At 61.5% G+C, this 25,303-nt stretch carries 24 protein-coding genes; 11 read left to right on the forward strand and 13 right to left on the reverse strand.

Translation table 11 applies throughout. The features are described 5' to 3' along the window. Window positions 1-14: 14 nt before the first annotated feature. The 5 genes from FDP25_RS08275 to FDP25_RS08295 are packed head-to-tail and all read left to right on the forward strand — an operon-like array spanning window position 15 to window position 4,426. Window positions 15-560, forward strand: coding sequence for a TRAP transporter small permease subunit (locus tag FDP25_RS08275; protein WP_154150690.1), 546 nt, complete (start codon window positions 15-17; stop codon window positions 558-560). Further along, the gene (locus tag FDP25_RS08280) at window positions 560-1,843 is read left to right on the forward strand and encodes a TRAP transporter large permease (protein WP_154150692.1); all 1,284 of its coding nucleotides are present in this window, start codon (window positions 560-562) and stop codon (window positions 1,841-1,843) included. The genes FDP25_RS08275 and FDP25_RS08280 overlap by 1 nt, the downstream gene beginning before the upstream one ends. 60 nt (window positions 1,844-1,903) lie before the next feature. Then, complete coding sequence (locus FDP25_RS08285; protein ID WP_154153285.1) at window positions 1,904-2,638, forward strand: 5-oxoprolinase subunit B family protein; 735 nt, start codon at window positions 1,904-1,906, stop codon at window positions 2,636-2,638. After that, entirely contained in the window at window positions 2,635-3,642 is a 1,008-nt protein-coding gene (locus tag FDP25_RS08290) for a 5-oxoprolinase subunit C family protein (protein ID WP_154150694.1), read from the forward strand. Before FDP25_RS08285 ends, FDP25_RS08290 begins: the two co-directional genes overlap by 4 nt. Before the next feature lie 10 nt (window positions 3,643-3,652). Then, window positions 3,653-4,426: a LamB/YcsF family protein gene (locus FDP25_RS08295; RefSeq protein ID WP_154150696.1), complete on the forward strand. Its 774-nt coding sequence runs from the start codon at window positions 3,653-3,655 to the stop codon at window positions 4,424-4,426. Window positions 4,427-4,429: 3 nt separating this feature from the next. Here FDP25_RS08295 and polA read toward each other — a convergent pair whose 3' ends face one another. Both polA and FDP25_RS08305 read right to left on the reverse strand, forming a co-directional pair. Beyond that, on the reverse strand, window positions 4,430-7,234 hold the full coding sequence (gene polA / locus FDP25_RS08300; RefSeq protein WP_154150698.1) for a DNA polymerase I: 2,805 nt from the start codon (window positions 7,232-7,234) through the stop codon (window positions 4,430-4,432). Window positions 7,235-7,288: 54 nt separating this feature from the next. Next, entirely contained in the window at window positions 7,289-7,477 is a 189-nt protein-coding gene (locus tag FDP25_RS08305) for a zinc-finger domain-containing protein (protein ID WP_154150700.1), read from the reverse strand. Window positions 7,478-7,551: 74 nt separating this feature from the next. Between FDP25_RS08305 and FDP25_RS08310 the strand changes: the two genes are divergently transcribed. Then, entirely contained in the window at window positions 7,552-8,481 is a 930-nt protein-coding gene (locus FDP25_RS08310) for an ABC transporter ATP-binding protein (protein WP_154153288.1), read from the forward strand. 11 nt (window positions 8,482-8,492) lie between these two features. On the opposite strand, the gene FDP25_RS08315 is transcribed toward FDP25_RS08310, so the two are convergent. The 3 genes from FDP25_RS08315 to FDP25_RS08325 all read right to left on the reverse strand — a co-directional run bounded on the left by FDP25_RS08315 (window position 8,493) and on the right by FDP25_RS08325 (window position 10,779). Beyond that, window positions 8,493-9,266, reverse strand: coding sequence for an ion transporter (locus FDP25_RS08315; RefSeq protein ID WP_154150703.1), 774 nt, complete (start codon window positions 9,264-9,266; stop codon window positions 8,493-8,495). A gap of 136 nt (window positions 9,267-9,402) precedes the next feature. Continuing rightward, window positions 9,403-10,197, reverse strand: coding sequence for a mechanosensitive ion channel family protein (locus FDP25_RS08320; protein WP_425500507.1), 795 nt, complete (start codon window positions 10,195-10,197; stop codon window positions 9,403-9,405). Between the two features lie 132 nt (window positions 10,198-10,329). Beyond that, window positions 10,330-10,779, reverse strand: a complete 450-nt coding sequence (locus FDP25_RS08325; RefSeq protein ID WP_154150707.1) for a YtoQ family protein — start codon at window positions 10,777-10,779, stop codon at window positions 10,330-10,332. A gap of 162 nt (window positions 10,780-10,941) precedes the next feature. On the opposite strand from FDP25_RS08325, the gene FDP25_RS08330 reads away from it, so the two are divergent. Further along, window positions 10,942-11,382 (forward strand): hypothetical protein, encoded by a 441-nt coding sequence (locus tag FDP25_RS08330; RefSeq protein ID WP_172982772.1) that lies wholly within the window; start codon window positions 10,942-10,944, stop codon window positions 11,380-11,382. Between the two features lie 3 nt (window positions 11,383-11,385). On the opposite strand, the gene pheT is transcribed toward FDP25_RS08330, so the two are convergent. The 4 genes from pheT to mutM form a co-directional block, all read right to left on the reverse strand. Next, window positions 11,386-13,785 carry a phenylalanine--tRNA ligase subunit beta gene (pheT, locus tag FDP25_RS08335; RefSeq protein ID WP_154150714.1) on the reverse strand — a complete coding sequence of 800 codons (2,400 nt, stop codon included), beginning with the start codon at window positions 13,783-13,785 and terminating at the stop codon, window positions 11,386-11,388. Between the two features lie 325 nt (window positions 13,786-14,110). Continuing rightward, the gene (locus tag FDP25_RS08340; RefSeq protein ID WP_154150716.1) at window positions 14,111-14,392 is read right to left on the reverse strand and encodes a YrhK family protein; all 282 of its coding nucleotides are present in this window, start codon (window positions 14,390-14,392) and stop codon (window positions 14,111-14,113) included. A 148-nt stretch (window positions 14,393-14,540) separates the two neighbouring features. Continuing rightward, window positions 14,541-15,317 (reverse strand): enoyl-CoA hydratase, encoded by a 777-nt coding sequence (locus FDP25_RS08345; RefSeq protein WP_154150718.1) that lies wholly within the window; start codon window positions 15,315-15,317, stop codon window positions 14,541-14,543. Between the two features lie 65 nt (window positions 15,318-15,382). Further along, complete coding sequence (gene mutM / locus FDP25_RS08350) at window positions 15,383-16,234, reverse strand: bifunctional DNA-formamidopyrimidine glycosylase/DNA-(apurinic or apyrimidinic site) lyase (RefSeq protein WP_154150720.1); 852 nt, start codon at window positions 16,232-16,234, stop codon at window positions 15,383-15,385. A 96-nt stretch (window positions 16,235-16,330) separates the two neighbouring features. On the opposite strand from mutM, the gene ubiE reads away from it, so the two are divergent. From ubiE to FDP25_RS08370, 4 genes are all read left to right on the forward strand, one after another. Further along, window positions 16,331-17,074 carry a bifunctional demethylmenaquinone methyltransferase/2-methoxy-6-polyprenyl-1,4-benzoquinol methylase UbiE gene (ubiE, locus tag FDP25_RS08355; protein ID WP_154150722.1) on the forward strand — a complete coding sequence of 248 codons (744 nt, stop codon included), beginning with the start codon at window positions 16,331-16,333 and terminating at the stop codon, window positions 17,072-17,074. Beyond that, a complete protein-coding gene (gene ubiB, locus FDP25_RS08360; protein ID WP_154150725.1) occupies window positions 17,075-18,607 on the forward strand; it encodes a 2-polyprenylphenol 6-hydroxylase in 1,533 nt (510 codons plus the stop codon). Window positions 18,608-18,781: 174 nt separating this feature from the next. Then, window positions 18,782-20,869: a YjbH domain-containing protein gene (locus FDP25_RS08365; RefSeq protein WP_154150727.1), complete on the forward strand. Its 2,088-nt coding sequence runs from the start codon at window positions 18,782-18,784 to the stop codon at window positions 20,867-20,869. Further along, window positions 20,866-21,540 carry a YjbF family lipoprotein gene (locus tag FDP25_RS08370; protein WP_154150729.1) on the forward strand — a complete coding sequence of 225 codons (675 nt, stop codon included), beginning with the start codon at window positions 20,866-20,868 and terminating at the stop codon, window positions 21,538-21,540. Before FDP25_RS08365 ends, FDP25_RS08370 begins: the two co-directional genes overlap by 4 nt. Before the next feature lie 63 nt (window positions 21,541-21,603). Here FDP25_RS08370 and FDP25_RS08375 read toward each other — a convergent pair whose 3' ends face one another. The 4 genes from FDP25_RS08375 to FDP25_RS17050 all read right to left on the reverse strand — a co-directional run bounded on the left by FDP25_RS08375 (window position 21,604) and on the right by FDP25_RS17050 (window position 24,498). After that, on the reverse strand, window positions 21,604-21,819 hold the full coding sequence (locus FDP25_RS08375; RefSeq protein ID WP_154150731.1) for a hypothetical protein: 216 nt from the start codon (window positions 21,817-21,819) through the stop codon (window positions 21,604-21,606). A gap of 157 nt (window positions 21,820-21,976) precedes the next feature. After that, the gene (locus tag FDP25_RS08380) at window positions 21,977-22,960 is read right to left on the reverse strand and encodes a phosphotransferase (RefSeq protein WP_172982773.1); all 984 of its coding nucleotides are present in this window, start codon (window positions 22,958-22,960) and stop codon (window positions 21,977-21,979) included. Window positions 22,961-22,964: 4 nt separating this feature from the next. Beyond that, window positions 22,965-23,639, reverse strand: a complete 675-nt coding sequence (locus tag FDP25_RS08385) for a flagellar hook capping FlgD N-terminal domain-containing protein (protein ID WP_154150735.1) — start codon at window positions 23,637-23,639, stop codon at window positions 22,965-22,967. Window positions 23,640-23,652: 13 nt separating this feature from the next. Further along, window positions 23,653-24,498 carry a flagellar hook-length control protein FliK gene (locus FDP25_RS17050; RefSeq protein WP_172982774.1) on the reverse strand — a complete coding sequence of 282 codons (846 nt, stop codon included), beginning with the start codon at window positions 24,496-24,498 and terminating at the stop codon, window positions 23,653-23,655. Window positions 24,499-25,303 lie beyond the last annotated feature (805 nt).

Here is a 25,303-nt window from a genome sequence, read left to right on the forward strand (position 1 = left end):
ACGAGGGCTTCATCATGGCGGAACGGATATTGGCAGGCTTGAAGAGGGTGAACCGCTGGGTGGCCGTGTGGGTGGGCATCATGCTGCTGGTTTGTGCAGCGTTCGTGCTGGCCGATATCGTGTTGCGGCAGGTGGGGTCCTCATTCGGGGGGACGGATGAAATCAGCGGCTACGCCATGGCGATTGCAACCTCATGGGGCATGGCCTTCACGCTGATGGAACTGGGCCATGTGCGCATTGATCTACTGCGCAGCCGCAGCGGCCCAATGGGCCGGGCGGTGTTCGATCTGTTTTCCATGTTGGTCATGAGTGGGGTCGTGACCCTGATCGCGGTCAAGGCATGGCCGGTTCTGGACCGCTCGCTTGCCATGGGGTCGCGGGCCAATACCCCGCTTGAGACATTGCTTTGGACCGTGCACCTGCCGTGGTTCGCCGGTTGGGTCTGGTTCGCGGCGGTGTCGTGGCTGAGCTTCGCGGCGGCGCTGATGCTGGTGGTACAGGGCAGGTTCGGAACCAGCGAAGCCGCCATCGGTGCCTTTGGCGAAGAGGAGGCGGTGTGATGATCGGCTATGTCTCCATCGGACTTCTGGCGTTGCTGAGCCTGTCGATTCCGGTTGGTATTGTTCTGTTCCTTCTGGGTTTTGGCGTCGACACCTTCTTTAGCCCTTTCCCCCTGATCCGGGGGCTTGGCAACATGGTCTGGTCGACGTCGAACAATGCCACGCTCATCGCCATTCCGTTCTTCGTGATGCTGGGCGAAATCCTCGTGCGTAGCGGCGTTGCCGCGCGGACCTATGCCGCGTTGGACAAGTGGATTTCGTGGCTGCCCGGTGGTCTGGTGCATGCCAATGTCGCCACGGCGACGATGTTTTCGGCCACGTCCGGCAGTTCGGTCGCCACGGCGGCGACGGTAGCCACGGTGGCCATGCCGCAGGCCGAGAAACTGGGCTATGATCCCAAGTTGTTTTCCGGGGCGATCGCGGCCGGGGGGACGCTTGGCATCATGATCCCGCCGTCGATCAACCTGATCGTCTACGGGTTCCTCACGCAAACCTCGATCCCGCAGCTTTTCTTGGCGGGACTTGTGCCGGGGGTCGGGCTTGCCGTGGCCTTTATCGTGATTACGGCGCTGATTTGCGTCATCCGCCCGGAACTGGGCGGGGAGCGGCGGACGTTCCCACTGGCCGAGATGCTGCGCGCGCTTGTGCACCTGATCCCGATCATCCTGCTGTTCACCGTCATCATCGGGACGATCTACAAAGGCTGGGCCACCCCGACCGAAGCCGCCGCCGTGGGCGTGGCCGGGGCCGTGGCGATCGCGGCGGTGTTCGGGGGTGTATCCGTCACGATGTTTTACGAAAGCATCCTTGGCACGGTGAAGATCACCTCGATGATCATGCTGGTGGTGCTGGGGGCCTCGTTCCTGAACTTCACACTGGCCTCGGCGGGCTTGGGCAACGAGTTGCGGCAATTCCTTGACGGCCTCGGCCTGACGCCGCTGATGACGATTTTCGTGATCGTGGGCATCTATATCGTACTGGGGTTCTTCATCGAGACGCTGTCACTCATGGTGGTGACGATCCCAATCATCGTGCCCTTAGTGGTCGAGATGGGCTATGACCCGATCTGGTTCGGTATACTGATGATCGTGCTGATCGAGATGGCGCTGATCACACCGCCCGTGGGCCTGAACCTTTACGTGGTGCAGGGTGCGCGGCAATCGGGAACCATGAGCGATGTCATGCTGGGCGCGATCCCGTATGTGGTGGCCATGCTGTTGATGGCGGCAGCCCTGATCGCCTTTCCGCAAATCGCTCTGTATCTGCCCGGGGCCTTGCAGTAGGTCTGACTGACAAACTCTAAACCGTAGGACAGCAAGCCGATGGCGCCTGCCAAAACAGATATGCCCAAGAACTGGCCCCGCATCCGCACCGTGGGTGTGGACGGGATGCTGGTCAGTTTCGGGGAGCGTTTGAGCGAGCCGGCCAATCGCGCGGCGCTTGCCTTCCGTGCGGCCATGGAGGCCAAGGCATGGGACGGGATCGAGGAATGTTCGACCTCTCTGGTGTCGGCCTATGTGCGGTTCGATCCACTGTACCTGTCGCATGAGGCGTTGCGAGCGCAGTTGGAGCGGCTGTGCGATAGTCTGGATTGGTATGAGGCCGCCCTTCCAGAAGGCCGGAAATTATGGCGCATTCCCACGGTCTATGGCACCGATTTGGCCCCACAGCTTGAGGAAGCTGCGCAGGCGGCGGGGATGACGGCAGAAGAAGCCGTGGCCTCGCTATCCTCAACACAGGTCAGGGTGCAGACCATCGGTTTTGCCGCCGGACAGCCCTATCTGGGCGAGTTGGACGAGGCTTGGAACATCCCTCGGCAGACCGAACTCACCGAGCGCGTACCGGAAGGCGCTTTGACCGTGGCGATCCGGCAATTGGTGCTGTTCTCGGTCAGTACGCCCACGGGCTGGCGGCATGTGGGGCAAACCGGATTTCGCCTGTTTCGCCCCGAGAGCGAGACACCCTTTGTCCTGCGACCGGGGGACGAGGTGATTTTCGCCGAAACCGACGCCGAGCACCTGCACAACATGCGCAAGGGTGGCCCCGATGGCGGCGCGACCTGCGAGGCTCTGACATGACCCGCGCCCTTATCGTCCATCGTGCCGGCCCCGGCGTGACCGTGCAGGACATGGGGCGGCCCGGATACCTTGGGTTCGGCCTGTCGCGCGGTGGTGCGGTGGATCGGCTGGCCCTCGCCGAGGGGGCGGCGCTTTTGGCACAAGACAGCAGCCTTGCCGCGCTTGAGATGGCAGGCATGGGCGGGGAGTTCGAGGCCGGCGAGGACATGCGCATCGCCCTGACCGGGGCGCCCATGCGCGCGGCCATTGACGGGCAGCGTATCGCGTGGAACGCCAGCCATGACCTACCACAGGGCGCGCGACTGATCATTGGCGGGGTCGAGGCGGGCAGCTATGGCTATCTGCATGTCGGTGGCGGGATTGCGACGGCGGAAGCCCTCAACGCGCGGGCGGTGCATCTGGCGGCGGGTTTGGGCCGTGCCGTGGCCGAAGGGGATGCCCTGCCCGTGGGCAAGGACGCGGGCCATGGCACAGGTCAGTGTCTGAGTGTGGATACACGCTTTGACGGAGGCGAGGTGCGCGTCGTGCCCAGCCTGCAAACCGATTTCTTCGGACCCGAGCAGATTGAACGGTTCGAGGCCGCCGAGTTTCACCGCGACACCCGGGGGAGCCGCATGGGCGTCCGCCTGACCGGGGCCGAGGGGTTTCACAGCGATGCTGGGTTGAGCGTGCTGTCCGAAGTCGTGGTGCCCGGCGATATCCAGATCACCGGGGATGGCACGCCCTTTGTCCTGCTGAGCGAATGCCAGACGACGGGCGGCTACCCCCGCCTTTGCACGGTGCTGCCCTGTGACCTGCCCCGCGTGGTCCAGGCCCCGCCGGGGGCAAGCCTACGATTTCGCTTTGTCACACTTGACGAATCCGTCGAGGCCGAGGCCCGCGCGCGCAAGCACCGCGACACGCTTCGCGCACAACGCCAGCCCTTGGTGCGTAATCCGCACGACATACGCGATTTGCTGGCCTATCAACTGATCAGCGGTGTGACCGCTGGCCAAGACACCTGAAGGAGGGATCATGACCCGCACTGTCGACCTGAACGCAGACATGGGCGAAAGCTTTGGCGCATGGACCATGGGGGACGACCCTGCCCTGCTTGAAGTGGTGACTTCGGCCAACATCGCCTGCGGCATGCACGCGGGCGATTGGGATGTGATGGCTACGACGATGCGGGCCGCCAAGGCCAATAACGTCGGGATCGGCGCGCATCCGGGCTTTCCGGATTTGCAGGGGTTCGGACGGCGCCGGATGCATGTGCCGCTGGACAGTCTGGGCAATCTGGTTCGCTATCAACTGGGCGCGGCGCGAGGGATGGCACAAGCGCAGGGCGCACAGGTGCGGCACCTGAAGTTGCATGGCGCCTTGGCGAACATGGCCTCGGAAGACAAGGCCATGGCGCGGGCGTGTTATGAGGCGGCCCTGTCGGTCGATCCGGAGATCATCATCATGGTTCTGGCGGGCACGGCACAGCAAGCGGCGGCAACCGAACTTGGCTGCAAGGCCGCCTGCGAAATTTTTGCCGACCGCGCCTATAACGATGACGCCACCCTTGTTGACCGTAGCCAGCCGGGGGCGGTGATCCATAACGCCGAAGTGGCGGCAAAGCGCATGGTGGATATGGTCAGCGCCGGGGCGATCATCACCGAAAGTGGCAAGCACATCCCGACGCGGATCGACACGATCTGTTTGCACGGGGATACTGCCGAGGCGGTGCAGATCGCGCAGGCCACGCGCCGCGCCCTTGAGGCGGATGGCGTGACGCTTCGGGCCTTCGAGGGGGCGCCGCTCTGAGCCTTAATGGGCCTCGGCCCAGTTGTCGCCCTTGCCTGCGTCCACCACAAGCGGCACGTCGATCTTGACCGCCGGACTTGCAGCGGCTTCCATCACTTCGCGGGCGGTGTCGATCAGTTTATCGACTCCGTCCTCGGAGACCTCGAAAATCAATTCGTCATGCACCTGCAAAAGCATCTTGGCGGGCTGGCCCTCGATGGCCTCGGGCATGCGGATCATGGCACGGCGAATGACATCGGCGGCGGTGCCTTGGATGGGCGCGTTGATCGCCGCGCGCTTGGCAAAGCCCGCGCGCGGGCCTTTCGCCGTGATCTCGGGCGTGTGGATTTTGCGGCCAAAGAGGGTTTGGACAAAGCCGTGTTCCTTGGCGAACCCCACGGTGTCGTCCATATAGGCCTTGATGCCGGGGAAGCGCTCGAAATAGCGGTCGATGAAACCCTGCGCGTCTTTGCGAGGAATACGCAGGTTGCGGGCAAGACCAAAGCCGGAGATGCCGTAGATCACACCGAAGTTGATGGCCTTGGCCTGTCGGCGGATATCCGGGGTCATTTCGTCCATCGGCACGTCGAACATTTCAGAGGCAGTCATCGCGTGGATGTCTTGGCCCTCGCGGAACGCTTGCTTCATAGCGGGCAGGTCCGCCACATGGGCCAGAATGCGCAATTCGATCTGTGAATAGTCAAGGCTGACAAGGCGGTTGCCCTTCTCCGCGACGAAAGCCTCGCGGATGCGGCGACCTTCCTCGGAGCGGACGGGGATGTTTTGCAGGTTCGGGTCGGTTGAGGCCAAACGGCCAGTGCTGGCCCCGGTCTGCACATAGGATGTATGCACGCGGCCCGTATCGGGGTCGATATGATCCTGAAGTGCGTCGGTATAGGTGGATTTCAGTTTCGACAGTGCTCGCCAATCCAGCACCCGCGCGGGCAGGTCGTGTTCGGTGGCCAAATCCTCCAAGACATCGGCCCCGGTGGCATAGGCCCCGGTCTTGCCCTTCTTGCCGCCTTCAAGGCCCATCTCGTCGAACAGGATTTCACCCAGTTGCTTGGGCGAGCCGACGTTGAACTTGCGGCCTGCCAGTTCGTGAATCGCCTCTTCCAGCTCGGCCATCTTCTGGGCGAACTTGCCGGACATGTGCGAGAGGGTTTCGCGATCCACCTTGATGCCGTTGCGCTCCATCCGGGCAAGGACCGGCACCAGCGGGCGTTCGAGGGTCTCGTAGACCGTGGTGACCTTTTCTTGATGCAATTGCGGTTTGAAGCTCATCCAGAGGCGCAGGGTGATGTCGGCATCTTCGGCGGCGTATTTGACCGCGTCGTCAATCGGCACGCGATCAAAGGTGATGGCGGATTTGCCGGTGCCCAGAAGCTCCTTGATCGGAATGGGTGTGTGGCTGAGGTAACGCTCGGAAAGGGTATCCATCCCATGCCCATGGATGCCCGAATTCAGGGCATAGGACATGAGCATGGTATCGTCGATCGGCGTGACCTCGATGTCGTGGCGGGCAAAGATCTTGGCATCGTATTTCATGTTCTGCCCGATCTTGAGGATGGCATCATCCTCAAGCACCGGTTTCAGCGCCTTGAGGGCCTCCTCCATCGGCAATTGCCCGTCCGCCAGAGCATCGGTGTTGAACAAGTCATCCGTTGCCCCGTCGCGGTGCCCGAGCGGGATGTAACAGGCCTGCCCAGGTTCCACGCTGAGCGAGATACCCACCAAAAGCGCCTGCATTTCATTGAGCGAAGTGGTCTCTGTATCGACAGCCACATAACCGCGCGCCTTGATGCGCTCAATCCACGCCTCAAGGGCCTTCATGTCCGAGACACGCTCGTATTTTTCGGGGTCGATGGCGGGCCAATCAGGGGCTTCCTCGACCGGGTCTGCCCCGGCGGGGTTGGTATCGGGAATGACCGGCGCTTCGGCCCCGAGGGTTTCGGCGATGCGTTTCGAAAGCGTGCGGAATTCCATTTCCGCGAGGAACCCCAGAAGAGTGTCAGGATCAGGGTCGCGCAGGTCCAGATCGTCCAGCGTGAAATCAAGCGGGGTGTCGCAATCAAGCTGCACCAGCTTCTTGGACAGTTCGATCTGCTCGCGTTTCTCGATCAGGGTCTCGCGGCGTTTGGGTTGCTTGATTTCCTCGGCCCGGTCGAGCAGGTCTTCAAGGCTGCCGTACTCATTGATCAGAAGCGCGGCGGTCTTGATCCCGATCCCCGGCGCACCGGGCACGTTATCGACACTGTCCCCGGCGAGGGCCTGTACATCGACGACCTTGTCGGGCATCACGCCGAATTTCTCTTCCACACCTTCCACGTCGATGCGGCGGTTTTTCATGGCGTCGAACATCTCCACGCCGTCGCCGACAAGCTGCATGAGGTCCTTATCCGAGGATACGATGGTCACGCGTCCTCCGGCCTCGCGCGCCTGACAGGACAGGGTGGCGATGATGTCGTCGGCCTCAAACCCTTCGATTTCCTTGCAGGCGATGTTGAACGCCTCGGTCGCGCGGCGGGTCAGCGGAATCTGGGGGCGCAGGTCCTCGGGCATCTCATCCCGGTTGGCCTTGTATTGATCATAAAGATCGTTGCGGAAAGTGTGGCTGCCCTTGTCGAAGATCACCGCGATATGGGTGGGGGCATCGTTGCCGGTGCTGTTGCCGTCGATATAGCGCTGCAACATGTTGCAAAAGCCCGCGACCGCCCCGATGGGCAGACCATCGGACTTCCGGGTGAGGGGCGGCAGCGCATGATAGGCGCGGAAAATGAACGCCGAACCATCAATCAGATGCAGGTGGCACCCTTTCCCAAAAGACATGGACCGCCTCCCGATCAGACCAGAAATATCAAAAATTCGCGCGACTGGCGCAGGTCAGCTCCCGCTGACTTTACCCTCGAAGTCACGATGGATGTATTTGCAATCGCAATAGGGGCATTCGACCCAGCCGTGCTCATGCGGGATTTGCAGCCAGACGCGCGGATGGCCCAATGCCCCTTCGCCACCGTCGCAGGCGACGCGATAGCTGTCTACTAGCTTGCTTTCCGGAGCCTTTGTTACCATCGGGGCGTTTCCTTTTGCCGATCTTTCAACTAGGTCCGAATATGAGCGATCCGAAAGGCAGGGGCAAGGGGACCATGGGCCAGAACGCCATCGAAATACGCGGCTTGCGCAAGACCTATGCCGCAAGCAAGGGCGCACCGGACAAGGAGGCGCTGAAAGGCGTTGATCTGGATATCCCGCAAGGGTCGGTTTTCGGGCTGCTCGGGCCGAATGGCGCGGGCAAGTCGACCTTGATCAATATCCTCGCGGGGTTGGTGGTGAAAACTGCCGGGCAAGTGACGATCTGGGGCTTTGATCAGGATGTTAACCCGCGCCAGAGCCGCGCCTCGATCGGGGTGATGCCACAGGAATTGAACCTTGATCCCTTCTTTACCCCGCGCGGGGCATTGGAAGTGCAGGCGGGGCTTTACGGCGTGCCGAAAAGCCAGCGGCACAGCGACGAGATTTTGCGCCTCGTCGGGCTAGAGGACAAGGCTGAGGCCTATGCCCGGACGCTTTCGGGCGGCATGCGGCGGCGGCTGTTGCTGGCCAAGGCGCTTGTGCATACGCCACATGTTCTGGTGCTGGATGAACCGACGGCGGGCGTGGATATCGAGTTGCGCCAGATGTTGTGGGAAAACGTGCGCCGGTTGAACCGCGAGGGCATGACCGTGATCCTGACCACCCATTACCTCGAAGAAGCCGAGGAGATGTGTGACGAGATCGCGATTATCAACCAAGGCGATCTGGTGGCGCGGGACAGCACCGTGAACCTGCTCAGCCGTCTGGACGGCAAATGCATGGTGATCCAGCCCGATGAGACCCCCAAGACGCTGCCCAAAGCACCGGGGGTCGAGGTGGAAACCCGGCCCGATGGCTCGCTGGCGCTTAGCTATCAATCGCGCGAAACCTCGGCCGAACAGGTATTGGAGGCGGTGCGCGGTGCGGGTATCCGTATTCGTGACGTGAAAACCGAACAAGCCGATTTGCAGGATGTGTTCCTTGAACTGACCCGTTCGCGGTAGATCCGATTTCTCTAATCCCGAGTCTTGATTGCCGCTTCGATCCGGTCGAGCCGGGCCATGACCTCATCCCTGTAGCTGTCGGTTTTCTCAACGTCTTCCTCGTGGTGGGCGTCTTGCATCGAATTCACGATCAGACCGACGACAAGGTTCACCACGGCAAAGGTCGTGACCAGAATGAAGGGTACGAAGAAGACCCAAGCGTAGGGATAGACCTCCATCACCGGGCGCACGATCCCCATGGACCATGATTCAAGCGTCATGATCTGAAAGAGAGAATAACCCGAGCGCCCGAGCGTTCCGAACCATTCAGGAAAGGACGCGCCAAAGAGTTTGGTCGCCATCACGGCGGCGATGTAGAAAATCAGCCCCGTCAGCAAAAAGACCGAGCCCATACCGGGCAGCGCGCTCATCAACCCTTCAACCACACGACGCAGGGAGGGCGTGACCGACAGCACCCTGAGCAAACGCAGGATACGCAGCGCGCGAAGAACGGAAAGCCCCTGTGCCGCAGGTATCAGCGAGATGCCGACAATCACGAAATCAAAGATATTCCAGCCGCGTTTGAAAAAGCCGAAACCGCGTGCCGTCAGTTTTGCAGCAATCTCGACCACGAAGATCGCGAGGCAAATCTTGTCGAGTGTGACGATTATTGCCCCGGCTAGGTCCATCGCCGGTTTTGAGGTTTCCAACCCCAGAATCGCGGCGTTGAACAATATCACGCCGAGGATGAAATTCTGCACCGCGCGCCGATCGACGACCGCGCCTATCTTGTCTCGAAATGTCATGGTCCGGCCCTGTAAATCCTTCGCGAAGATATGGGGCGTAGCGGGCCGCCGTGCAAGCCGGTGAACGGCAAACGGCCCGGCGCGTGATGCGCCGGGCCGCCTTCTGTATCGTAACCGCCGGTGCCGATACGTAGGCTTAACCTGCTTTCTGAATTTCCACCGAATGGGGATAGGGGATCGAAACGCCCGATTTGTCGAAGGCTTCCTTGACGGCCTTGGTCATCTCGAACTTCACGTCCCAGTAATCGGCGGCATCACACCAGATGCGCGCGGTCAAATCGACGCTGCTGTCGCCAAGGTTGGTGACACGCACCCATGGGGCCGGATCGTCGTGCACGCGGGCGTCGGCCTTGGCCAGATCAAGGATGATCCCCATGGCCTTGTCGGCGTCATCGCCATAGTCGATGCCAAAGGTCATATCCACGCGCCGCGTGTCGTGGTGCGAAAAGTTCGTGATGATCGAACCCCATGCCTGACCATTCGGCACAATGATCTGCACATTGTCGGGCGTCACCAATTCGGTGATGAAGAGGTTGAGATCTTTGACCGTGCCCGCCGTGCCACCGATATCGACATATTGGCCCAGTTTGTAGGGCCGGAACAGGATGAGCATAAAGCCTGCCGCCAGATCGCTAAGCGTGCCTTGCAGCGCCAGACCAATCGCCAGCGTCGCCGCGCCCAGAACCGCGACCAGCGAGGTGGCTTCGATTCCGAAAATGCCCAGTACCGCGACCAGCACCATGAGCAGAATGGCCCATTTCACGATCGACGCTATAAAATTTCCAAGCGTGTCGTCGATTCTCGGGTTTGCGTTGACCTTGCGGCGAATAAGCCCGCTGACGATCCCGGCCACCATCCAGCCGATGATCAGGACGACAAGCGCCTTGACCGCGTTCATTACGAGGGGTGCATAGGCACCCATTGAATCCATAATTGTGTCCATGAAAGTCCCCAGAATTTACAGTGCAGCGGCCCTGTGCCACCACATACCAGATTCGCGAATACATCGCGCAAAGCGTGCCCTCTAGGGTTTTTTTGTCAAGGATTTCCCCTCTGCGCAGCCTTAGGCCGGAAGGCTGCCATCAAGAACATAGCGCAGGATCTGCACGACCTGCGCGGGATCACGCGCCACGGCAAGGGCGGCGGCGTCGACCTCCTTCAAGGCATGGTCATGCTCGGGCTGTTGCAGGATGATCAGCGACTTGCCAAGTGCCGCGGCATAGCCCGCGTCAAAGGCGGCATTCCATTGCTTGTACTTCTCGCCAAAGCGGACCACCACGATATCGGCATCGGCAATCCCCTTGCGGGTGCGGATGGCATTGACCATGGCCCCCTTGTGATCGTGCCAATATTTGTCGTCTTCCGCCCCAAGAATCTCCACGCCACAATCGTCGCTGGCAGCGTGGTCGGTTACCGGGCTGTTGAAGGTCACATCAAGGCCCTTGGCCCCTTCGGTGATCTGTTCGCGCCAGTCGGTGTGGATTTCACCAGAAAGGTAAATGGACAGGGTCATGTGGTCCTCCGGTCAATTGCATCGCATCATGGCGTACATAGCGTGCTTGTCTCGCGACGTCACCCGTTGCAAGGGCTTTGGGTTGCGTTCGGGGGGTGCTACCGTAGGCCACACAATCAAAGCCGCCTCATCAAGGACGATCACGCCATGCGAATGCACAACATGATAGCCGGTATTCTCGCACTTGGCCTGTTTTCCGGCCCCGCCCTTGGCGCCGATCCGGTATCGCAAATCCTGCAAGCCGCCGAAGAAACCTGTGCCAGTTTCGAGAAGGGCGAATTCGCGCCCGGTATGGCCATTACCGAGGTCGACCTGACGGGCGATGGCAAGGCCGATACCCTGGTGGATGAAAGCCAGTTTTCCTGTAGTTCCGCCGCATCGATGTATTGTGGAAGCGGCGGGTGCATGCTGCACGCCGTGGTCGGTGACCAAAGCTGGCAATTTCAAGCCGAGGGCTGGCACATGATCCGATGGGACAAGCGCCCGGTTCTGTTGGTGGCACGAGATGGCGGATGGTGCGGCGGGGCTGGCGCGCAACTGTGTTACGAGGCCGTCGTATGGAGCGGCGGTGACATGCTCAGCGTGATGCCACCGCCGCAATAAGGATCATCCCCGCAGGGTGCCACCCGTGGCCTTTTCCACCTTCTCGACGATCTTCTTCGAGACCGCCTCGATATCGGCTTCTTTCAGGGTCTTGTCCGTAGGTTGCAGGCGAACCGTGACCGCGAGGGATTTCTTGCCTTCACCAAGCGACCCACCGATGAACTCATCGAACACGCGGACATCTTCGATCAGCGCCTTATCAGCACCAGCGGCGGCATTGACCAGCGACAACGCCTCGACCTCGGCATCCACGACGAAGGCAAAATCACGCTCAACCGCCTGCAAATCGCTCACGGTCATCGCCCCGCGCGACGCGGCCTTCTTGCGCGGCAGGGGGATTTCGGCGGGGAACAGCGTGAAGGCCACGGCAGGGCCTTTGACATCCATTTGCTCCAGCACCCGGGGGTGCAATTCGCCGAAAATGCCCAGCACCTTCTTGGGGCCAAGGCAGATTTTACCATGCCGCCCCGGGTGCCACCATTCGCTTGCCCCGCGCAGGATCTGCACCTTGGTGGGGGCCCCCATGGCCGACAGCACCGCCTCGGCATCCGCCTTGGCATCGTAGAGGTCCACGGGCCGCGAGGCACCATGCACATCCTTTGGCCCGGTGCGCCCAACAAGCAGACCGCTCACAAGCAAATGCTGCTCGGTCGGTTCCCCCCCGTGAAAGGCATTGCCGACCTCGAAAAGCGCCAAATCCATCTGACCGCGCGCCTGATTGCGCGCCGCCGCCTGCAACAACCCGGGAAGCAAGGCAGGGCGTAGGTGGCTCATTTCCGAGCTGATCGGGTTGGCCAGCATGGTGGCATCTTCGCCACCGCCAAAACGTGCCGCGCTTTCGCGGTCGATAAAGCTGTAGGTGACGCATTCATTATAACCCAAAGCCGCCGTTGTGCGGCGTGCGGCCTGTTCGCGACGTTGCATCGGGCTCAGGATCGGTTTCGGCACCCCGACCTGCGCACGCGGAAGCGGCTTTCCCTCCAGCTTGGTCAGGGAGGCGATCCGCGCCACCTCTTCCACCAGGTCGGCCTCGCCCATCACGTCGGGGCGCCAGCTTGGCACATGGGCCATGTCGCCATCGAGACGGAAGCCAAGGGCCGTCAGGGTCTGGCGCTGTTCGGCCTCGGGAATGTCCATGCCGACAAGCGATTGCACCCGCGCGGGATCAAGCCGGTAGGCACGGCTGACATCCGGCACCTCACCCGCGACAACCACTTCCGACGGTTCCCCACCGCACAGGTCAAGGATCATCTGGGTGGCCAGTTCGATCGCCTCCATGTTGAAGCCCGGGTCGATACCGCGTTCGTTGCGATACCGCGCGTCGGAATTGATCTTGAGCGCGCGGCCCGTAGTCGCGATCTGGATATGATCCCAAACGGCGGCCTCAAGAAAGACATTGGTGGTCTCTTCGGTACAGCCCGTGGAGAGGCCCCCCATGATCCCACCGATGCTTTCGACCCCGGTATCATCGGAAATCACCACCTGCCCGGGGCCGAAGGAATATTCCTTTTCGTCCAAGCCCATAAGGGTTTCGCCACCCTTGGCACGGTGTACCCGCAGGTTGCCTTGCACCTTGTCGGCGTCGAAAACGTGCAGGGGGCGGTTGCGGTCGAAGGTGAAGAAATTGGTCACGTCCACAAGGGCCGAGATTGGCCGCAGGCCAATGGCGCGCAAACGGTCCTGTAGCCATTCGGGGGAAGGCCCGTTCTTGATGCCACGGATCAAGCGCCCGGCGAAGACCTCACAGCCACCCTCGCGGGTGTCCTCGTCAATCGTCACACTGATCGGACAGGGGAATTGCCCCTCGACCTGCGCCTCGGGTGCGGGTTTCATCGTGCCAAGCCCACGTGCCGCCAAATCAAGCGCAATCCCGCGCACGCCCAGCGCATCGGGGCGGTTCGGCGTGATGGCGATGTCGATCACCGGGTCCACCTTGGCCGGGTCGTTCGCCGCCAGCCAATCGGTAAATCTCTCGCCCACCTCGCCCGAGGGCAGCTCGATAATGCCGTCATGTTCGTCGGACAATTCCATCTCGCGCTCGGATGCCATCATCCCGTAACTTTCGATGCCACGGATCTTGCCGACGCCAATTGTTGTATCGATTCCAGGCACATAGACCCCCGGCTTGGCCACCACCACGGTGATGCCTTCGCGCGCATTAGGTGCCCCGCAAATGATCTGTGTCTGGCCCTCGTCGGTTTCCACCTGACAGACCTTCAGCTTGTCGGCATCGGGGTGCTTCTCGGCGGAGACCACCTTGCCGATGGTAAAGTCCGAGAGCCGCTCGGCGGGGTTGGAAATCTCTTCCACCTCAAGGCCCAGATCGGTCAGGGCCTCGGCGATCTCGGCCACGCTGGCCTTGGTTTCAAGATGGTCTTTCAGCCACGACAGGGTGAATTTCATCGGCTTTCATCCACGGATAAACAAGGGTTCCCGGGGCGTTTAGCCCATATGAATGACCGGGAAAACCCCAAGCCAAATCCGTTTCTTCCGGCCCGAAATACTCATGGAGTGAGTTGGCCGCAGGCCAAGCGCGGGCAACGCCCCCTGCCCCGAGCGTACGAATCACGCCTAACCCTTTGGTAAACAACAAAAACCCAGATCTGCATAGCGTCGGCAAAACGTCGGTATCGCGTCGGTATTTTTCACCGCACCCGCCAGAGTTAACAGGGCGCGCGGGGTGAAACGTACGAAACGTACGCGCGTTTCGTACGTTTTACCCCACCGTTCATTCCCGGGCGCGGTCGGCCAGTGTATCGAGATTTCCCATGCGCCAAAGCTGCACCTCGCGGGCCAGTCGCAGGCTTGGCTTGAGGCAGAAAAACACCGACCCGAGGATGAAAAGCCAGACGGCCTGCACCTCGTACACGGGCCAAAGAAAGAGAATGGAGCCGATCAGGAAGGAAATCGCCGCGATGAAATCGGCCAGGGTATGGGCGACCTCGTAGGCGGCATAGACGCGGCGGGTTTCATCGCTGTGTTGGCGGGCTTCGTGGGTAAACAGGCGCATTCCATGGACTCCGAACTCATTGCTTTGATGCAGAGTGCGCGTTCACCGGAGGGGAGGCAAGGGGCGGGCCGGATTGAATATTCGACCCAAAAGCAAAAGGCGCGGACCTGCGCCCGCGCCTTTCGAATGTTCGAAACCCGTGTCCCGCTTACTTGTCGCGGAACTGGGGCTCGCGTTTTTCGACGAAGGCGGCCATGCCTTCGGATTGGTCCTCGGTCGCGAAGAGGGAATGGAAGACGCGGCGTTCGAACAAAAGCCCTTCGCGCAGGGTGGTTTCGTACGAGCGGTTCACGGCCTCTTTCACCGCCATGGTGGTGACCATGGATTTCTCGGCGATCTTTTCGGCCGCGTTGCGGGCCTCTTCCAACAGCTTCTTGACGGGCACGACGCGGGAGACCAGGCCCGAACGCTCGGCCTCTTCGGCGTCCATGAAACGGCCGGTGAGGTTCATGTCCATCGCCTTGGACTTGCCGATGAAGCGCGTCAGGCGTTGTGAGCCACCCAAACCGGCCATGACGCCAAGGTTGATCTCGGGCTGGCCGAACTTGGCCGTATCCGAGGCGATGATGAAATCGCACATCATCGCCAATTCGCAGCCCCCGCCCAGCGCATAGCCGGACACGGCGCCGATGATCGGCTTGCGAATGCCCATGATGGCCTCGCTTTCAGGGCCGAAGAGGTCTTCGGTGAAGACATCGACGAATCCCTTGCCGCTCATCATCTTGATGTCGGCGCCCGCGGCAAAAGCCTTGTCAGAGCCGGTGAGGATGATGCAGCGCACCTTTTCGTTTGCCTGCGCCTCTTTCAACGCCTTGCACAGCTCGCTCATCAACTGGTCGTTGAGGGCATTGAGGGCATCGGGGCGGTTGAGTTTGATGAGGGCGACGTGGTCTTCTATTTCGACGATGATCGTCTCATAGGCCATGAAATCTGCTTTCGCTTGTTTCAGTCAGAATGGATTCCTTACCACTGTTGGCCGGGTGTTCAACCTTATCTTTGGCATGACGGGCAATAGAAGCTGGAACGGCCCGATTGCACGATGCGCGTTACGGTGCCCGTGCAACCCGGTTTGCGGCAGGGGTGGCCCTCGCGGTCGTAGACGTCGAAAGCGTGTTGAAAATAGCCAAGTTCGCCGTCTGCCTGACGAAAATCCTTGAGCGAGGAGCCGCCCGCGGTGATCGCATCGGTGAGCACATCGCGGATAATGGGCACGAGGGCGGCGGCGCGGTGGCCCGAGAGGTTTTTTGCCCGGCGTTTGGGCGAAATCCCGGCCCGGAACAGGGTTTCGCAGACGTAGATGTTGCCCAGCCCCGCGACGATTCGCTGATCCAGCAGTGCGGATTTGATCGGCGTGTTGCGGGTTTTCAGGGCCTCGGCGAGGGTGGGGCCATCAAAGGCATTGCCCAGCGGTTCGGGGCCGAGTTTCGCCAAAAGCGGGTGGGTTTCGGCGTGTGCAGTCTCGATCAGGTCCATTGCGCCGAAACGACGCGGATCATTGAAGGTGATGCGCGCGCCGTTCGACATATCCAGCACGACATGATCGTGTTTTTCCGGTGCGGGGTGGTCATGGTGGAAGCGGCCCAGCGGATCGCCGGATACTGTCATCCGACCCGACATGCCGAGGTGAATCAGCAGGGTTTCCCCGCTGGAGAGATCGGCAAGGATGTATTTCGAGCGGCGGCGCAGGGTTTGCACGGTCTGCCCCGTCAGCCGTGCGGCCATGTTTTCGGGGAAAGGCCAGCGCAGATCGGGGCGATTCACCTGTGCGTTGGCGATCATCGCACCCTCCATCGCGGGGGCGAGGCCGCGGCGCACTGTCTCAACCTCGGGCAATTCGGGCATGGTTTGGTCCTGTCGTGGTACGGGGTGCATTGTAACCCCCGCCTTGCGCCCTATAAGAAGGGCGTGAGAGTTGAACGGCAAGGCCCCGGTGCGACCATGAGTGAGAAAACCACCCATTTCGGATTTCAGGACGTGCCCGAGGGCGAGAAAGCGGGCCGCGTGCGCGGCGTTTTCGGATCGGTCGCGTCGAAATATGACGTGATGAACGATGCCATGTCTTTCGGGATTCACCGCATCTGGAAAGACGCGATGATGGATTGGCTGGCCCCACGTCCGGGGCAGCGGCTGTTGGACGTGGCCGGGGGCACCGGCGACATTTCATTCCGGTTCCTGAAACGCGCGGGCGCGGGCCATGCCACGGTGCTGGACCTGACCGAGCCGATGCTGGTGGAGGGCCGCAAGCGGGCCGAAGCCGAGGCCATGGCCGAGAGCCTTGATTGGGTGGTGGGCGATGCGATGGCCCTGCCCTTCGAGGACAACACATTCGATGTTTACACCATCAGCTTCGGGATCAGGAACGTGACCCGCCCCGAGGAGGCGCTTGCCGAGGCCTACAGGGTTTTGAAGCCCGGCGGGCGGTTGATGGTGCTGGAGTTCAGCCAGATCCCCAACGAGTTGATGCAGTGGGCGTATGATTTGTATTCCTTCCACATCATCCCGCGCATGGGGCAGGTGATTGCCGGGGATCGCGACAGTTACCAGTACCTGGTGGAATCGATCCGCAAGTTCCCGGATCAGGAGACCTTTCTTGGCATGGTACGGGGGGCCGGGTTTGAAAATGCGAAGTATCGCAACCTGAGCCTTGGGATTGCCGCGCTGCATTCGGGGTGGAAGATTTAGATGCGCGGGCCGCACAACATCCTGCGCCTGATCCGCACCGGCGCCACGCTTGAGCGCACGGGCGCGATGGGCCTTGTGATGAATGCCATGGACGCACCGCCACAGGTGCGGGCCATCATGCGGTTCCTGGCGTGGCCGTTTCAGTGGCTGGGATACAAGGGCGATCCGGGTATGCCGCCCGCCACCCGGGCGCTGACGGCTTTGGGGCCGGCCTATATCAAGTTCGGGCAGATCCTTTCGACGCGGCCCGATCTGGTGGGGGATGATCTGGCCACGCAGTTGCGGGTGTTGCAGGACAAGCTGCCGCCGTTTTCGACTGACGCCGCGCGGGAGAGCGTGGCGCAGGAGCTGGGCGCCGAGGTGGACAGCCTGTTTGACGAGTTCAGCCCGCCAGTCGCCGCCGCCTCGATCGCACAGGTGCATCGGGCGCGGTTGCGCGACACGGGCGAGGCGGTGGCAGTCAAGGTGTTGCGGCCCGGCATCGAGAAGGCCTTTCGCAAGGATATCGACGCCTTTTACTTCGCCGCGAACGTGATCGAGTTCCTGTCGCCCTCGTCCCGGCGGTTGCGGCCCACGGATGTGATCGCGCATTTCGAAGGCGTGGTGATGGGCGAGCTGGATTTGCGGCTGGAGGCCTCATCGGCCAGTGAATTTGCCGCCAATACCGGCGAGGATGACGGGTTTGCCCTGCCCGAGATCAAGTGGCACATGTCGAGCCGCCGGGTGATGACCATGGGCTGGGCCGATGGTTTGCCCTTGGGCGACAACGCGGCACTGGATGCGGGCGGGCATGACCGGGTGGCCTTGGGCGAGCGGGTCTTGCAACTGTTCCTGAGCCATGCGCTGCGCGATGGCTATTTTCATGCCGACATGCACCAAGGCAACCTGAAGGTGGCCCCGAACGGCGATATCATCGCCTATGATTTCGGGATCATGGGGCATATCGACGAGTATACCCGCCGGGTTTATGCCGAGATCCTCTATGGGTTCATCAAGCGTGATTACCGCCGGGTGGCGGAGGTTCATTTCGAGGCGGGCTATGTGCCCGCAGACCGGGATGTGGACGAGTTCGCCCGCGCGTTGCGCGCGGTCGGCGAGCCGATTTTCGGCATGGACGCGAGCCATATCTCGATGGGTAGTTTGCTGAGCTACCTGTTCGAAGTGACGGAACGCTTTGGCATGGAAACCCGGACCGAGTTGATCCTGTTGCAGCGGACCATGGTCGTGGTCGAGGGCGTGGCGCGAAGCCTGGACCCACAGATCAACATCTGGCAGGTCGCGCGCCCCGTGGTCGAGGATTATATCCGCAAAAGCATCGGCCCCCGCGCGATGAGCCGCGACCTTGGCAAGACACTGACCGTCTTGTCGCGCTATGGGCCTCGCCTCCCTAGAATCGTCGAAAATGCCTTGATCCGTCAATCCATGCCGGTCGCCCCCGCCCCCCGTCCAAGCCGTGTCTGGCCGGCGATCTGGGCCATGGGCGGGGCGGTGACCGGGGCTGCGGCCATGGCGGCGGTCTTCTTGCTGGGATAGAGCTGTTGAGCATGGTCCGGCCGTCGCCATAAAGCGACACTTTACGCGGGATTCTGCCATTGGACAGAGTGGCGTTGTCGTCGCTCCGGCGGTTCGCTAGTGTCTCACCAAGGGACACGCAATGGTGGAGTGGTGTAGGTGATCTATAGATCGAGTATAGTCATGGCGGCGGCCATGATCACAACATGGCCGTTGGCCACAACCGCTGAAAACCAGACAACCGTATTAACCAATTCCTACGGCACGCCCGGTGGACTGATCGACATGCCGACCGCCGAGATGGCCCCCTTGGGCCAGCTTTCGACGACGGTCGATCACTATGACGGGGCGACCAAGACGACACTGACATTTCAGGTCACCAATAGGTTGAGCGCGTCGTTTCGTTATTCGGCGATCTACGGGCTGGTGCCCGGGCCGGGGCGTCCGGCCTTCAATACCTATTACGACCGCAGTTTCGACCTGAGTTTCCGGCTGGTGAACGAAGGGCAGTATATGCCCGCCGTGAATATCGGCTTGCAGGATCTCGTCGGCACCGGCCTGTTTGGCGGTGAGTATATCGTGGCGACCAAATCCATTGGCGAGCGCCTGCGGGTCAGTGCCGGTCTGGGCTGGGGCCGCTTAGGCAGTTACGGCGCCTTTGGCAGCACCGGGAGCCGCTCGACATCTCTTTTGGGACAAGGCGGTATTCCCACCTATGACCGATGGTTCCGCGGGGACGTGGCCCCCTTTGCCGGTCTGAGTTACCAACTGACTGACCGGATGAACCTGAGCCTCGAATATTCCTCGGACGGGTATGACCGCGAGGTTCTGGACGGGATCACCGACCATGATATGCCATGGAACATCGGGGTGGATTACCAGGTGAGCGATGCCCTGAACCTTGGGGTTTATGCGCTGCATGGTACCGAGATCGGGGTGAATGCCACCTTGGCCCTGAACGCGCGCAAGCCCGCCGTGAACGGCGGGGCGGAAACGGCGCCTGTGCCGGTCGCACCACGCGCAGCGGGCGCCGCGCGCGATCTGGGGTGGACAACCGACCCGCAACGGCCCGCGACCGTACAGGCCAGCGTGGCCCAAAGCCTTGAGACCGAAGGATTGCGCCTGCATGGTTTCGACCTTGGCCCTCACCGGGCGCATGTGATGATCCGCAACCCGCGCTATGACATGCGCGCGCAGGCGGTGGGGCGCACGGCGCGGGTTCTGACCCGGACCTTGCCCGCCTCGGTCGAGGTGCTGACCATCACGCAGGTGGAAAAGGGCATGCCGGTGAGTTCAACCACCTTCCGGCGCAGCGATCTTGAGCGGCTTGAAAACGCCCCCGCAACCGAGATTCTGGCGGTTGCCGGATTCAATGACCCGCTCGCGGTAGGCCCACGGCCCGCCTTGGTCGGGGAGGCCTATCCGCGGTTTGACTGGACCATCGGGCCGTTCCTGAATTTCTCGGTTTTCGACCCGGACAACCCGGTGCGGGCCAACGGCGGCATCCGGTTTCAGGGAGATTACCATATCGGACGCGGTTTGCGCGCCTCGGGTTCGGTTTCGTACAAGCTGTTCGGCGATCTCGACAAGGTCACGATCGGGCCATCGAACCTGCCGCGCGTGCGGTCGAACGTGGCGCAATATTCGCTGACCGACGATCCGACGCTGGATTACCTGACGCTGGCGCATTACGGGCGACCGGCCAAGGATTTCTACAGCCGGGTCACCGTGGGCTATCTGGAAAAGATGTATGCCGGGGCCTCGGCCGAAGTTCTGTGGAAGCCGGTGGATAGCCGTCTCGCGCTTGGGGCCGAGGTGAACTATGTCGTGCCGCGCGATTTTGACCAGTTGTTCGAGACCCGGACACGCAACACGGCCACAGGCACCATCCCCGAGTTCAACGGCCATGTCTCGGCCTATTATGATTTCGGGCGCGGTTTTCACGGGCGCGTGGATGCGGGCCGGTATCTTGCCGGGGACTGGGGCGCCACGATTGCACTGGACCGCGAATTCGCCAATGGCTGGCGCGTCGGGGCCTATGCCACCAAGACCGACGTGTCGTCGGCCACCTTCGGGGAAGGATCGTTCGACAAGGGCATTCGGATCACGATCCCGCTGTCTTGGGGCACCGGAACGCCGACACGAACCAAGACGAATACCGTTATCCGCTCACTCTCGCGGGACGGTGGCGCGCGCCTGCGCGTGAACGGCCGCCTTTACGAAACGGTCCGGGACACACACGAACCCGAGATGACCAAGACCTGGGGGAAATTCTGGAGATGACGAAACGATTTCTTTCCGGGCTTGTCGCGGGGGCCCTTGCGGTTCTGGCTGGGTGCAGCGGTGGTGACGGTGAAACCAGTGCCGGGTTGTCGATGCTCAAGGGGGCGTTCGCACCCAAGAAAGAGGCAGCGCTTCCCAATGCGGCGCAACTTACGGCGCTGATCCAGAAATCCCTGCACGCGACCAACCAACCGATTGTTGCGGTGGCATTGCCCAAGCGCAAAGCCATTGCCATCATGCCCCGAATCGAGGTGAACGGCGCTTATGCGACGCATGGCACCTCGGCCCGGCGCAGCCTGACGTTGAAGCACGGTATGGTGACGGCCACCCGGGGCTTCGGAGAGGACCTGATGTCATCCGATGTCGATGCCGCCCTTGCGTTGATACGGAGCCGCAGGGCGGGCACGGTGCAGCGTGTTCAGCGGTATCTGGACGGTGAGAATCAGACCGTAGCGCTTGAAACCACCTGTCGGGTGACACCCGGCGGCGCCGTGCGGTATCAATCCGGGGAACTGGACCGCCGCGCGGTGAAAGTGCAGGAAACCTGCAAGGCACAAAGCACCCGCTTTACCAATAGCTACCAGGTGGATGCCGCAACCGGGCGTATTCTTCAGGCGCAACAGTGGATCAGCCCCTTGAATGGCATGGTGCTTATCCAGCAGCTTCGCTGACGATTTCCATTAAAAAAGGCGGCCCGAATGGACCGCCTTTTTCTATTCTTCCCGAGATACGACTTAGGTGTCGTCGCTCGACTCGATGGCGGCCACGGCGAAGATGGTCGCGACAGTGCCTGCAACGATTGCGCCGGTTGTGCCCAGACCACCCAGTGCCAGCGAACCCTGCGAGGATACGAACGGATCGCTATTCACTTTTGCTTCTTCGGCGGTGACAGGTGCGGCAGCAGCCAAAACAACGGCGGCAGCAGCGGCGAAAGTCGAGATCTTTTTCATAATGCTCTCCAAACTGGTGCAAAGTACAAATAATCCTGAGCGGATCATCCATGACTATTACATATGAAATGTATGAAAAAAACCGGATTTGAGGCTTGAATTCAATTATTCGCGGAGTCTCGCAAATCTGCCACAATCATAAGCATACAACCGCCAGTTATGCTTTCTTGAGTCGTTCAAGGGCAATTTCAAAGGCTGTTCTTTCGGCCTGGGCGCGGGCGATTGCGGTGGTTTCGCCCTGTGCGGACTGCCATAGGGCATAGGCATAGCTGCGCGCGTGGTACCAAGGCGCCAGTCTTGTATAACGCGACAGGATCTCGGGCAGGTCGTAGGACTTGAGGAACGTCATCTCCTCGGCAGGGGTCAGAGGCGCACCGCGATAGGCAATCTGCATGGCGGGCGAAAGAAAAAGTGCAATGTCCTCGCAAGGGTCACCTATGGCGGGGCACTGCCAATCGATCAGGCGCAGGGTTGTGCCGCAGTCGATCAAGTTACCGGGCACCGGGTCGCCGTGCAGCAGGCAGGTGGCCCCGGATGGCGCAACAGGCTGTGCCGGAAGCCTGGGTATCTCAGGCGCAGATGGGGCACATCGGGCAAGAATCGTCTCGATTTGCGCCTCGATGGCCTTGCTTCCATCAGGGGCCGAACGGAGCCCTGTGAGGGCCGTGGTTCGGTGCAACCGACGCAACAAAACCGCCGCCGCCGCAGGATCATTCCGCCATGGCCCCCCATCAAGGTGACTGTAGATCAGGCAGGGCCCAAGGCGCGTTGCGGTATAATGAAGAAGGCGCGGAGCCATCCCTTGCCCTTCAAGTGCCCGCAGAACGCGCGCTTCATCCTCGGGGCAGTTCGGGAACAGGGGATTATCCGCCGAGTCCTTGTAAAGCTTGACGACAACCGGCCCGGCATCTGACCCGCCGGTTACGCGCCAGACATGGTTCGTGCGCCCCCCATAGAGACGCTGCCATTGCGCCGAGGTAGGCAGTTGACCGCTGTCCGCCAAGTCCCTTGTCAGGGCCGCGATGACGGAGCTGTCGGCATATACGGTCAAGGGCAACTCGGGTCCGGCGTGGATGATCGGGGCTCGTTGCAGACGGCTATGGCAGCCCCCCTGCCCCGAGACAAGGCCCAAGTTTTCCACGCCGTCACCCCGCAGGGTCGCGCAGGGCGATGATCTCATCGGCCAAAACGGTTTGCCCCCCTGACATGACCAACCGCGTTTGCCCGGCGTCCTGCCGCGCCTCTACGATGGTCGCGTGGACCTGTGCGGGGTGTCGTTCAATCACGTCCCCCTGCGAGATTGACTCGACCGTGGCGCTATAATCACCATCGGGAAGGGTGGCACCCCCCGCATCACGCCCAGCCCATGTAAAGGTGCCTCCGCGCGCGGGAACGTCGAGGCGCTGCACGAGGGTTCCGTTACTGTCCCGGATCAAAAGTTGTGCGCTGTCGGCAAGGCTACTGGTGCGCAGGGTCAGGGGGACAGGTGACCCATCGTAGGCCAGTGGCATCTCGGCCTGGGCTTCCATCCCGATCCAACCGGAAAGCTGTGCCATCCCAAGCGCGCCGATCTGATTGTTCAGGTCGGTCAGAAGGTCGTTTGTCATGACCTGTTGCTCGACACTGGAGAAGGTCGCGAGTTGGGTGGCGAATTCCGCCGAATCCATGGGGTTGAGCGGGTCCTGATTTTCCATCTGCGTGGTGAGCATCTTGAGGAACGTTTCAAAGTCGGAGCTGAGCACGGCCTCGCCGCTTTGACCTTGGGTTTCGGGCCGCGTTGCGGGCTGCGGTGTGGTGCCGGGATTGGGTGAAATTTCCATGAAATTAGCCTTTTCAGAGTCTGATATCGACACGGTCGGTCAAGATGGCTGCCGTCGGATGTTGGGCCATCTCGGGTACCTCGGTATCGAGGTTTTCCATCGGGTGTGACGAGCTTTGGCTGGTGCCGCTCTGCGCCCTGTCCTGATGTTGTGCGAATGCGAAATCGGTGGCCTCGTAACCAAGGCTTTGAAAATCCTGTGCCAGAAGGTCGATATGACGCCGCATAAGATCCAGCGTTTCGGGCCTGTCGGCAAGAATCTGGACGGTCAGGCCCGTTTCACCGGGCGAAAGGCTGATCCGAACGCGGCCAAGTTCGGCGGGATTCAGCAAAAGGTCAACGCCGCGGTCGCCGCCGCTTCGGTGTACCGCCTCTGCCAATTGTTGCGCGATATGGCGTGGCAGGTCAGGCGCATGAGGCACCTGCGATGGCTGTATGGCCGCACGCGGGACCGCATCGGCGTGAAAGCGGATATCGGGAAGCGCAGGGTCGATCATGCGCCTGTGGTCCTCTGCCGGGTACGCCGTGAGGGACAGCATCGGGGAACCCAAGGACGACGGCGGCGTGCCTGACGGCGTATTTCCCAAAGGGGGTGTGATCATGGGGCGCTGCGTGACCCCACGATCCGAGATCGAGGACCGCTCCTGAACCGGCCGATCCAGGGCCGCCTCGGCAAGTTCCGACACCTTGGGCGCGGCATGTTCCGGGCTTGGCCTTGCCGGTGTGGTCTGTGGCATGATCTGTGGTGCCGTGCCCTGGGTGCTTGCAGCACTGGGCGTCGCCATATTTGGCGCAGCCTTGGCCATCGCCGCCCGCGGCGTCTTGGGGCCTGCCGGTTCAATGGGTGCAACCTTTGGCATTGGGGCCTCCGGGACTGTGATCCCGGCGGGCGTGGCGGCTTTACCTTCCAGCGGTATCACCTGCGACAAAGCTATCTTGGGGGGACCCATGCCTGCCACTACCGATGAACCATCCTGCCCTTGCGAAGGCCCCGCTACCGTGTGGCGATTTGCGTTCTTAGGCTGTAATAGACTCTGTTTTTCATTCTCCAGAGCCACTTCTGCTGGGGCGATAGGGGCTGTTACCCTCACCCCTTCACCTGACGGCCCCTTGCCCGCGGCCCCTGCCTGTTTATCCGGTGTGGGATCACCCCGTGTCAGAACGGGGGTATTGCGTGTTGAAACGGGGTTTTCCGGTTTAGCCACAACGTGAAGCGCGGGGCCTTGACCACTTGGCATCTCTGATCCGGGGCGGTGCGGCGTAGGCTCGGACCGGCCCTCCCGGAATGTGTTTGGCTGAATGGTGTCGTCACCCAAGGAACCCGGGGTATCTGGCGTTGTTTTCGCGACGGGCGATTCGGCCTCCGCAGCGTCCGGGGCAGTCATGGAATATACTTCGGAAGTCATTTCATCACCCCCGGTCTGACCGTCATGGGGGGGCGTTTGCGCCTCGGGCTTCCCCGGGTCCTTGTCTGCTTTGCCCGTCTTGGCCGGTGTCCCTGTGGGCCCGTCGTTGCCGGGGAGCAGAGGGTGTGCTGCCCTTTCCCCGAACACGGATTGGAAGGTTTCAAAATCCCCGGCCTCGGGCGCATTGGGAGGCACATTTGCCTTTGCGGTCGGCTCCTGTGGGGCGGGGTTGGGTTGTATGGGTAGCATCCTGCACTCC

The sequence above is a fragment of the Roseovarius bejariae genome (assembly GCF_009669325.1).
In the GTDB taxonomy this organism is placed as follows: Bacteria; Pseudomonadota; Alphaproteobacteria; order Rhodobacterales; family Rhodobacteraceae; genus Roseovarius; species Roseovarius bejariae.

What these genes read in the sequence shown, in the direction of transcription:
- FDP25_RS08305 (WP_154150700.1), bottom strand. Translation starts at nt 7,477, where the DNA reads ATGGTAACAAAGGCTCCGGAAAGCAAGCTAGTAGACAGCTATCGCGTC.
- FDP25_RS08330 (WP_172982772.1), top strand. Translation starts at nt 10,942, where the DNA reads ATGATAGCCGGTATTCTCGCACTTGGCCTGTTTTCCGGCCCCGCCCTT.
- polA (WP_154150698.1), bottom strand. Translation starts at nt 7,234, where the DNA reads ATGTCTTTTGGGAAAGGGTGCCACCTGCATCTGATTGATGGTTCGGCG.
- FDP25_RS08340 (WP_154150716.1), bottom strand. Translation starts at nt 14,392, where the DNA reads ATGCGCCTGTTTACCCACGAAGCCCGCCAACACAGCGATGAAACCCGC.
- FDP25_RS08315 (WP_154150703.1), bottom strand. Translation starts at nt 9,266, where the DNA reads ATGACATTTCGAGACAAGATAGGCGCGGTCGTCGATCGGCGCGCGGTG.
- FDP25_RS08365 (WP_154150727.1), top strand. Translation starts at nt 18,782, where the DNA reads ATGATCACAACATGGCCGTTGGCCACAACCGCTGAAAACCAGACAACC.
- FDP25_RS08290 (WP_154150694.1), top strand. Translation starts at nt 2,635, where the DNA reads ATGACCCGCGCCCTTATCGTCCATCGTGCCGGCCCCGGCGTGACCGTG.
- FDP25_RS08370 (WP_154150729.1), top strand. Translation starts at nt 20,866, where the DNA reads ATGACGAAACGATTTCTTTCCGGGCTTGTCGCGGGGGCCCTTGCGGTT.
- ubiB (WP_154150725.1), top strand. Translation starts at nt 17,075, where the DNA reads ATGCGCGGGCCGCACAACATCCTGCGCCTGATCCGCACCGGCGCCACG.
- FDP25_RS08345 (WP_154150718.1), bottom strand. Translation starts at nt 15,317, where the DNA reads ATGGCCTATGAGACGATCATCGTCGAAATAGAAGACCACGTCGCCCTC.
- FDP25_RS08275 (WP_154150690.1), top strand. Translation starts at nt 15, where the DNA reads ATGGCGGAACGGATATTGGCAGGCTTGAAGAGGGTGAACCGCTGGGTG.
- FDP25_RS08295 (WP_154150696.1), top strand. Translation starts at nt 3,653, where the DNA reads ATGACCCGCACTGTCGACCTGAACGCAGACATGGGCGAAAGCTTTGGC.
- FDP25_RS17050 (WP_172982774.1), bottom strand. Translation starts at nt 24,498, where the DNA reads ATGCCAAAGGTTGCACCCATTGAACCGGCAGGCCCCAAGACGCCGCGG.
- pheT (WP_154150714.1), bottom strand. Translation starts at nt 13,785, where the DNA reads ATGAAATTCACCCTGTCGTGGCTGAAAGACCATCTTGAAACCAAGGCC.
- FDP25_RS08310 (WP_154153288.1), top strand. Translation starts at nt 7,552, where the DNA reads ATGGGCCAGAACGCCATCGAAATACGCGGCTTGCGCAAGACCTATGCC.
- ubiE (WP_154150722.1), top strand. Translation starts at nt 16,331, where the DNA reads ATGAGTGAGAAAACCACCCATTTCGGATTTCAGGACGTGCCCGAGGGC.
- FDP25_RS08285 (WP_154153285.1), top strand. Translation starts at nt 1,904, where the DNA reads ATGCCCAAGAACTGGCCCCGCATCCGCACCGTGGGTGTGGACGGGATG.
- FDP25_RS08325 (WP_154150707.1), bottom strand. Translation starts at nt 10,779, where the DNA reads ATGACCCTGTCCATTTACCTTTCTGGTGAAATCCACACCGACTGGCGC.
- FDP25_RS08280 (WP_154150692.1), top strand. Translation starts at nt 560, where the DNA reads ATGATCGGCTATGTCTCCATCGGACTTCTGGCGTTGCTGAGCCTGTCG.
- FDP25_RS08385 (WP_154150735.1), bottom strand. Translation starts at nt 23,639, where the DNA reads ATGGAAATTTCACCCAATCCCGGCACCACACCGCAGCCCGCAACGCGG.
- FDP25_RS08375 (WP_154150731.1), bottom strand. Translation starts at nt 21,819, where the DNA reads ATGAAAAAGATCTCGACTTTCGCCGCTGCTGCCGCCGTTGTTTTGGCT.
- mutM (WP_154150720.1), bottom strand. Translation starts at nt 16,234, where the DNA reads ATGCCCGAATTGCCCGAGGTTGAGACAGTGCGCCGCGGCCTCGCCCCC.
- FDP25_RS08320 (WP_425500507.1), bottom strand. Translation starts at nt 10,197, where the DNA reads ATGGATTCAATGGGTGCCTATGCACCCCTCGTAATGAACGCGGTCAAG.